This window comes from Myxococcus sp. AM011, from assembly GCF_013372595.1.
GTDB lineage: Bacteria > Myxococcota > Myxococcia > Myxococcales > Myxococcaceae > Myxococcus > Myxococcus eversor.
The window spans coordinates 1-8,611 of the sequence record NZ_JABXEM010000368.1 but is presented as its reverse complement, the minus strand read 5'-3'; the positions used below and the strand labels follow the sequence as shown (position 1 = coordinate 8,611).

Annotated in this window: 8 protein-coding genes; 2 read left to right on the top strand and 6 right to left on the bottom strand. The window is 69.9% G+C overall.

Annotated features, from left to right (window positions below):
- The first annotated feature begins 65 nt into the window (after positions 1 to 65).
- Positions 66 to 1,307, top strand: coding sequence for a low specificity L-threonine aldolase (locus HUW62_RS43450; RefSeq protein WP_176437790.1), 1,242 nt, complete (start codon positions 66 to 68; stop codon positions 1,305 to 1,307).
- 84 nt (positions 1,308 to 1,391) lie between these two features.
- Positions 1,392 to 1,586, top strand: coding sequence for a hypothetical protein (locus HUW62_RS43445; protein ID WP_163867278.1), 195 nt, complete (start codon positions 1,392 to 1,394; stop codon positions 1,584 to 1,586).
- A 2-nt stretch (positions 1,587 to 1,588) separates the two neighbouring features.
- Here the strand turns inward: HUW62_RS43445 and HUW62_RS43440 are convergent, their stop codons facing one another.
- The 6 genes from HUW62_RS43440 to HUW62_RS43415 form a co-directional block, all read right to left on the bottom strand.
- Entirely contained in the window at positions 1,589 to 2,875 is a 1,287-nt protein-coding gene (locus tag HUW62_RS43440; protein ID WP_176437789.1) for an MFS transporter, read from the bottom strand.
- 152 nt (positions 2,876 to 3,027) lie between these two features.
- Positions 3,028 to 4,164 (bottom strand): ABC transporter permease, encoded by a 1,137-nt coding sequence (locus HUW62_RS43435; protein ID WP_176437788.1) that lies wholly within the window; start codon positions 4,162 to 4,164, stop codon positions 3,028 to 3,030.
- A 17-nt stretch (positions 4,165 to 4,181) separates the two neighbouring features.
- Positions 4,182 to 5,315, bottom strand: coding sequence for an ABC transporter permease (locus HUW62_RS43430; RefSeq protein ID WP_176437787.1), 1,134 nt, complete (start codon positions 5,313 to 5,315; stop codon positions 4,182 to 4,184).
- A gap of 5 nt (positions 5,316 to 5,320) precedes the next feature.
- Positions 5,321 to 6,259: an ABC transporter ATP-binding protein gene (locus tag HUW62_RS43425; RefSeq protein ID WP_163867282.1), complete on the bottom strand. Its 939-nt coding sequence runs from the start codon at positions 6,257 to 6,259 to the stop codon at positions 5,321 to 5,323.
- Positions 6,256 to 7,017, bottom strand: a complete 762-nt coding sequence (locus HUW62_RS43420; protein WP_176437786.1) for an ABC transporter ATP-binding protein — start codon at positions 7,015 to 7,017, stop codon at positions 6,256 to 6,258. The genes HUW62_RS43425 and HUW62_RS43420 overlap by 4 nt, the downstream gene beginning before the upstream one ends.
- Positions 7,014 to 8,078 (bottom strand): HlyD family secretion protein, encoded by a 1,065-nt coding sequence (locus HUW62_RS43415; RefSeq protein WP_176437785.1) that lies wholly within the window; start codon positions 8,076 to 8,078, stop codon positions 7,014 to 7,016. The genes HUW62_RS43420 and HUW62_RS43415 overlap by 4 nt, the downstream gene beginning before the upstream one ends.
- Positions 8,079 to 8,611 lie beyond the last annotated feature (533 nt).

Sequence of the window (8,611 nt, the reverse complement as noted above, 5' to 3'; positions counted from 1 at the left end):
AGCCGGGGCGGGGTGGGGGCTACGCTCGCGGGAGGGCGACGTCTGTCCCCTGGTTGAGGAGTCCCATGTCCCGTCATCAGTTCAGTCGGAGCGAGTTCCTGTCGTTGACCAGCCTGCTCGCGGGGAGCGCGCTCTGGGGTGCCCCGGCGGGTGCCGCGGCGCCCGCGCCGACGAAGGCTCCGGCTCGGAAGGAGATGAAGGGGTTCCCCGCCGAGCCCTCGCGAGCGGAGGTGGAGGAGGTCCGCCGGGCCTGTCGTGGCTCACTCACGGGGGTGCTCGCGGCGGATGACCCGGGCGCGGAGCTCATCGCCGTGGGCGAGTGGATGCGGCGCCAGGGCGTGACGGGGGACTTCTACGGCAACAGCGAGTTCATCGACGGCTTCGAGAAGAAGGTCGCGGGGATGCTGGGCTTCGAGGCGGGCTGCTACATGCCCACCGGCACCATGGCGCAGCTCATCGCGCTGCGGAGCTATGCGGACGCGTTGAAGAACCGGAACTTCGGCGTCCACCCGTCGTCACACCATGTGCTGCACGAGGACAGCGCCCACGTCGTGTTGCATGGGCTGCATGACGTCATCGTCTCTCCGTGGACGCGGCCGTTGCTCGCCAGGGATGTGCTGGAGTCACCGGAGCCGCTCGGCGTCGTGAGCGTCGAGCTGCCGGTGCGGTGGCTGGGCGGCCAGCTCCAGACGTGGGAGCAGTTGGAGGAGCTGAAGAAGACGTGCCGCGAGAAGGGCGTGAAGCTCCACATGGACGGGGCCCGGCTGTGGGAGTGCCAACCCTTCTACAATCGGCCCTTCCCGGAGATCTGCCAGGGCTTCGACTCCGTCTACGTGTCCTTCTACAAGCGGGTGGGGGCGCTGGGTGGCGCGATGCTGGTGGGAGGCCGCGACTTCATCCGCGAGGCGCGCATCTGGCGGCACCGGCATGGAGGCAACCTCTTCCACCTGACGCCCTACGTCGCCTCCGCGGCCATGCGGCTGGACGCGGCGGTGGCGCGAGTCCCCGCGCAGGTGAAGCGCGCGAAGGCGCTGACCGAGGCCCTGGCGGCCGACACCCGCCTCACTGTCCTGCCGCGTCCGGTGCAGACGAACATGTTCCGGGTGTTCGTGCGCGGGGACGCGAAGACGCTCTCACTGCGCGCCTTCTACGCGGCGCGGGACACGGGCGTCTGGCTGGGAGGCTTCAGTCCCACGCGGGTGCCCGGCGTCGTGGAGACGGAGCTTCAGGTGAGTGAGGGCCTGGACAACGTCTCCGATGCGGACGTCATCCGTGCCTACCGGAGGTTCCTCGACGAGGCGGCGTGAGGGAGGGTGGTTGCTCGGCTGGATGCTTGTCCGTCGGGTGGCCGCCGCCATTGCGGAGGGCGGAAGCTGCGTTAACTCAAAGGTATGACCGAAGCACTTCCCACCACGCGCGACTTCATGATTCCCGAGGGTTGCCCCGTCTGTGCGGCGGACCTGCCGGTACGTGTCACGGCGGCGGGTCCCAGCGGCGTCTGCAAGCACTGCGGATGGCTGGGGCGGCCCCTCATCACCGTGACGCACAAGGGGCTGCGCGTCAGCTACGAGGGCGCGCAGGCCTGAGTTCAGCCCGCCTGCGCCGTGGGTGACTCCTCCGGCTGTGGCTCCGCCGGAGTGGGGCGGCCCGCCGTCTCCAGCCGGTCCACCTTCCTCAGTTCGGGGAAGCCCCAGGCCCAGATGGCGACGATGGCCAGCGTGCCCAGGGCTCCCGTGACGACGGCCGGAATCGCGCCCACGTGTTCCGCGAGCCAGCCCGCGCGGAACTCGCCCAGCTCGTTGGATGCGCCGATGCACATCATGTTCACGGCGCCCACGCGCCCGCGCATCTCGTCTGGCGTCGCCATCAGCTCCAGCGTGTGGCGCACCACCACGCTCACCATGTCGGCCGCGCCCGCGATGGCCAGCGCCACCAGGGACAGCGGCAGCGACTTGCTCATGCCGAACACGAGTGTCGCCGCTCCGAAGATGGCGACCGCCGTGAACATCTTCCATCCGGCCCGGCCGCCCAGGGGACGCATCGCCAGCATGACGGCCACCACCGCCGCGCCCGCGGCCGGCGCGCACCGCAAGAGGCCCAGCCCCCAGGGGCCCGTGTGCAGCACATCCCGCGCGTAGATGGGCAGCAGCGCCACCGCGCCTCCCAGCAATACGGCGAAGAGGTCCAGCGTGATGCTCCCCAACAGCAACCGCTGCCGGCGCACGAAGCCCAGGCCCGCCACCAGCGTGGAGAAGGACAGCGGCTGCGACGAGGCCCGCCCGGTCCGCACCTTCAACGAGAGGATCCACACCACCGTCAGCGCGCAGAGCGACGCGGAGCCCAGGTACGCCCCGGTGGCTCCCGCCCAGCCATAGAGGACTCCGCCGACCGCCGGGCCCGCGATGGTGGCCACCTGCCACGTCGTGGAGTTCACGGCGACCGCGCGCGTCAGCTCGTTCTTGGGCACCAGGTGCGGCGTGAGCGCTCCGCCAGCGGGGGCATAGAACGCGCGGGCCGTTCCGAAGAGGACCAGGACGCCGTACACGAAGCGCACGTCCGTGATGTGGCCCAGGGAGAAGGACAGCAGCGCGAGGCTGCACAGAAACATCACGCTCTGACAGATGGCCAGGATGATGCGGCGGTCGAACCGGTCGGCGACCTGTCCACCAATCAGACAGAAGGCAAGGAAGGGCACGAACTGGGCGAGCCCCGTGTAGCCCAACGCCAGGGCGCTGCCCGTCACCTCATAGACCTGCCAGCCGATGGCCACGGACTCGATCTGCATGGCGAGCACCGCGCAGAGCCGGGCGATCTGGTACGTGCGGAAGTCGCGATGGCGGAAGACAGAGAGGGAAGGGGCGGCGGTCTCGGACATGCTGGAGCGGGGCTGTAACGCACACCCGGTGGGCTTTCCAGTCACAGTGCGAGGACGAGCGGACGGGCACACGGGCCGCCTGTTCCCTGGTCGCGGCTCCCCACGGACGGCGCGTCCTGGACTACGGTAGCGCCCCCCTTTCGAGGTGTGACTCAGGCCGACGTCTTGTGGAAGCGGCGCGAGGCCACGGCCATCATCAAGGCGCCGAACACGGCGAGCGCGAGCACCTGCCGCCACAAGTCCGGCAACCCCGCCTCCTTGAGCAGCACACCTCGGAGCACCTCCACGTAGTAGCGCACGGGGTTCAGGTACGTCAGCCACGCCAGCCAGCCCGGCATCGCGCGGATGGGGCTCATCACTCCGGACAAGAGCACCGCGGGCAGGACGAAGAGGAACCCTCCGACGAACGCCTGTTGCTGCGTGCGGCTCACCGTCGCGATGAGCAGCCCGACGCCCAGGGTGGACAGCAGGTAGAAGAGGGTGGCCACCGCGACGAGCGTGAGGCTTCCGCGCAGGGGCACCTTGAAGACCCAGGCGCCCACGCTCAGCGCGAGCCCCACGTCCACCAGGCCAATCAACAGGAACGGCGTCACCTTGCCGGCCATCAGGATGCCGGGACGCAGCGGTGTCACCTGGAGCTGCTCCAGTGTCCCCGTCTCGCGCTCGCGGGACAGGCCCATGGCCATGATGACCGTGGTGACGATGAGCAGCAGCATCGCCGCGATGCCCGGCACCACGTACACGGACGTGGACAGCTCCGGGTTGTAGAGCACGCGTGGCACCAGCTCCACGGGGGAGCGGGGCGGTGTCTCTCCCTGTGCCTGGGCCTGCGCCCGCGCCAGTTGCATCGCCTTGAGCACCGCGTACTGCGCCACCGCGTTCGCCGCGACGGACGAGCGCGTCGGGTCCGAGCCATCCACCAGCGCCTGCACCTGCGCGCCGTGGCCTCGCAGCAAGTCTTTCTGGAAATCCCGAGGGAAGATGAGCGCCACGGAGGCCTCGCCGCGCTCCAGGGCCTCCTCGGCGGCGAGCTCGTCGGAGACCTCGGCCTTCAAGTCGAGCGTGTCCCCGGCGAGCTGGGAGCGCGCGTAGTCGCGGCTCTCCGCCGTCTTGTCCCGGTCCACCACCACCGTGGGGACATGGCGCACGTCGAAGTTCACCGCGAAGCCGAGCAGGAAGAGCTGCATCAGCGGCGCCAGCGTGATGAGCGCCATGACCCGGCGATCTCTCGCCGTCTGGCGCACCTCCTTCACCACCACCGCGCGGTACTGCACCACCAGCGGATGCATGTTCGCAAAGCCTCCCTTCAGTCCAGTCGGCGCTGGAAGCGGCGGGTCGCCACCACCAGCATGAGGGCCGCGAACAGGGCCAGGGCCACCAGTTGCGGCCACAGTACGTCCAGGCCATTGCCGCGCAGGAGCACCCCGCGCAGCGTCGCCACGTAGTACCGCGCGGGAATCAACGTGCTGATGAGCTTGAGCGGGGGCGGCAGGTTCTCGATGGGGAAGATGAAGCCCGACAGCAGCATCGACGGCAGCACGGACGTCATCGTCGCCACCTGAGTCGCCACCACCTGGTTGCGCGTCACCACCGAGATGAGCAGCCCCTGTCCGAGCATCCCCACCAGGAACAGGACCGAGCCCAGGCTCAGCGCGACGAGGCTCCCTCGCACCGGAACGTCGAACACCCACGCGCCCACCGTGAGCACCAGCAGCACCTGGAGCAGGCCGATGCCCAGGTAGGGGAGCAGCTTGCCCACGACAATCTCGAGTCGACCCACGGGCGTCGCGAAGAGCTGCTCCATCGAGCCTCGCTCCCACTCGCGCGCCACCGTCAGCGCGGTGATGAGCACCGCGACGATGGCCAGGAGATATGCCGCCAGCCCGGGCACCAGGAACATCGCCGAGCGCGCGTCCGGGTTGAACAGCGTGCGCACGCGTGCTTCCAGCGGAGGCGCGGCCACCTGTATCGAGCCTCCCAGTTTGCGGCCCGCCATCTCCACCAGGGCCTGGGCCTTGGCGAGCGCCTGCGTGGCCGAGTTGCCGTCCGCGCCATCCACCAGCAACTGGACCTGGGCGCCTCCGCGCTTCACGTCCTCGGCGAACCCCTTCTTGATGAGGAGCACGCTCATCGCGGTGCCTCGGCGCAGCGCACCGACTGCTTCGTCCGGCGACGTTCCGTCCTGGACGACCACGAACTCCTGGGACGCGGTGACCTGACGCACCAACTCTCGCGACAGGTCCGTGCGGTCCTGGTCGACGACGGCCAGCTCCAGGTGGTCCACGTCGAAGCTGATGCCGAAGCCGAACAGCACCAGCATCACCACCGGCATCGCCAGGGCCAGGTAGAGGGTGCGGATGTCGCGGCGGATGTGCAGCACCTCCTTGCCCGCCATCGCGAGGATGCGACCCACCCGACGATTCACGCGTGTCGAGGCCATGGGCTTCAGTCCTCTCCCCGCTGCGCGCGGGCCGTGAGCGCCAGGAATACGTCGTCCAGCGTGGGCGCCGAGTCCTCCATCTCCAGCGGGTCCACGCCGCGTGCTCGCAGCCATTCCGCCAGGCTTTCCGCGGGCAGGCGCTCCGGGTCCACGCGCACGGTGGCTCCAGAGCCGAAGCGGCTCACATCCAGCACGCCCGCCATGCCACGCAGCGAGTCCAACGCCGGGGCGAGGCGCGGGCCTCGCACCTCCAGCACCCGACCCGGGGCGTGCGTCCGCTTCAGTCCCTCGGGCGTGTCCAGCGCCACCAGCTTCCCGTCCACCATGATGCCGATGCGGGCGCAGTTCTCCGCCTCGTCCATGTAGTGCGTGGTGACGAAGACGGTGGTGCCGCGCGAGGCGAGGTCGCGAATCAGCTCCCAGAAGGAGCGGCGCTGCACCGGGTCCACACCCGCGGTGGGCTCGTCCAGGAAGACGATGCGAGGCCGGTGCAGTACCGCGCTCGCCAGCGCGATGCGCTGCTGCATGCCTCCGGGCAGCGCCCCCGTCACCTCGTCCTGCACGGCGCCGAGCTGCATCCGCTCCACCATCTCCCCGATGCGCGTCTCCAACTCCCGGCCATGGGCGCCGTAGGCGGAGGCGAAGAACTCCAGGTTCGCCCTCACGCTCAGGTCCAGGTACAGCGAGAACTTCTGGGACATGTAGCCGATGCCGGCCTTCACGCGCTCGGGCTCCTTGTCCACGTCGAAGCCCGCGACGCGCGCGCTGCCACCGGTGGGCTTCAGCAGGCCGCACAGCATCCGGATGGTGGTGGACTTTCCCGCGCCGTTGGCGCCCAGGTAGCCGAAGATTTCGCCCGCGCCCACCTCGAAGCTCACGTCATCCACGGCGGTGAAGTCTCCGAAGCGCCGCGTCAGGTGATGCACCTCGATGGCCGGAGTCACGCGGCCCTCCCGCCATCGCGCTTCTCGACGAGGGCCAGGAACACCGCCTCGAAATTGGACGCCGCCGCCCCGTGCTGGCGCGCCAGCTCCCGAGGGTCTCCCTCCGCGATGAGCTCTCCCGAATAGAGCAGACCCACCCGGTGGCACCGCGCCGCCTCGTCCATGTACGGAGTGGACACCAGCAGCGTCATGCCCTCGTGGACCAGGCCATACAGCAGCTCCCACAGCTCGCGGCGGCTCACCGGGTCCACGCCGTTGGTGGGCTCGTCCAGCAGCAGCACGCGGGGGCGGTGGAGCAGGGCGCACGCCAGCGCCAGCTTCTTGTACATGCCGCCCGACAGCGCGTCCGCGCGCCGGTCCGTGAATCGGCCCAGTCGGGTGATGTCCAGCAGTCGCTCGCGTCGCTCGGCGAAGTCCTGGTTCGACAGACCGAACAGCCGCGAGAAGAAGCGCAGGTTCTCGTCGACGCTCAAGTCCCCGTAGAGCGTGTTCCGCTGCGGCACCAGCCCCAGGGACTCACGCACCGAGGAGCGCGTGTCCGCCGGGTCCTCGCCGAGCATCCGCACACGCCCCGCGTCGGGGAGCAGCAGCCCCGCCATCAACCGGATGGCCGTCGTCTTCCCCGCGCCGTCCGGCCCCACCAACCCGTAGACCTCGCCGGTGTGGACGGCCAGCGACACGCCCTTCAACGCCTGCGCGGCCCCGAAGGCACGGCGCACATCCTCCATCGACACGTCCACATCGGGGCTGTTGCTCATGGCCGTTGCTCCGCCACCGCCGCGTCGTTCACGGGCCCCAGGGTGATGTCCACGGGCATGCCCGGAAGCAGCACGCCTTCGGGCGCGTCGATGTGCACCTCGACGGGATAGACGAGCCTGTCCCTGTCGCCGCGCGTCTGCACGTTGCGAGGAGTGAAGGCGGCCTCGCGCGCCACGGTGACGACGCGTGCCTGGAAGGTGCGGTCGGGATACGCGTCCGCGCGCACCGTGGCGGACTGCCCCGGCATCGCCGCCGCCAGCTCCGCGTTGGGCAGGTAGAAGGTCGCTTTCGGTCGGTGCGTGTCCACCAGTCGAGCGACGACCGCACCGGGCAATGCGAGCTCGCCGACCTCCAAGGGCAGCGTCTCCACCGTGCCGCTCAGCGGCGCGCGCAGCTCGCACTCCGCCACCGACACCTGGGCCCGGCGCACCGTGGCCTCCGCGGCCTGGATGGCGCGCAGGGCGGACTCGGCCTGCTGGACACTGGCGCGCTCCTGCTCCGTCGCGGCGCGGGCCTGTCGGGACGCCGCGGTGCTCGCGTGTTTCGCCGCCGAGAGCTGCTGCTCCAGGGACTGGGCCTGGGCTCGCGCCTGGTCCAACGCGGCCGCCGTCGTCGCATCTCCCATCTGTTGGAGCCGGTCCGCTTGTCGCTGCGCCAGTCCATGCTGGTCCGCCAGTGAGGCAATCTGGGCCTGGCTTCCCTCGGCCTGCGCGGCCACGGCCTCGCTGCTTCGTCCCGCGGCCACCGCCACCGCGCGCGCACCGTCTGCTTGCGCCTGCGCCATGGCCAGTCGCGCGGTGGCTTCACTCAACCCCGCTTCGGGCTCCGTGCAATCCAGCGTGACGATCACCGCGTTCTTTTCCACGCGGGCGCCTTCCTCCACATGCCGCGTCACCACTCGCGCATTGAGCCGGGCCCGCACGTCCACCGCCGTGCCCTCCACGACGCCCGAGCCTCCAGCAGGCCCTTCCGCGGCCCGTCGGTCCTTCAGGATGCGCACCCCCAACAGGGTGGCGAGCACCACCACCAGGACCACGAACACCACGACGGCACGTCGCATGGAGCCTCTCCTCGATGCCGCGGTTTCCCCCCGCGGTGACGCCCGCCCTGATGGCAAGGCCCATGCCAGCACTCTCACGCCGAGCGTGCTCGCCTGGGTGTCGGAGGCCCGCGCGGAACCCCTGCCGGAAACCCGGCACCCCGCCGGAAGGCCGACACCCATCAGGCGTGTCGGCGATGGCGCTGCTCGCCTCGGAGGAGAAGGTGCGCATGCCTCGTGAGAGGGGCGTCCTTCCGAGGAGCGGAGGGGCTTTCACCACGGCATCTTCATGCTTCTTCACGGGCTCGTTCGAACCCGCCATGGCACCTTGCGCCTGCCTTCTTCGGAGGATGGGGAAGGTGGCATCGCCATTGCTCATGAACCGCGCGCCACATCCCGTGCGCATCTCGTTGAAGGCGAAGAGGCCCCATGCTGCTCGACATGTACCTGTACTTCTGCCTGCCGCTCACCCGCCCGATTCAGCAGGGGCCCAAGCCCAAGACCGCGCCCCGACGGAGACGAGCGAGCGGACGCGCTGTCGCACCCTCCCGGCC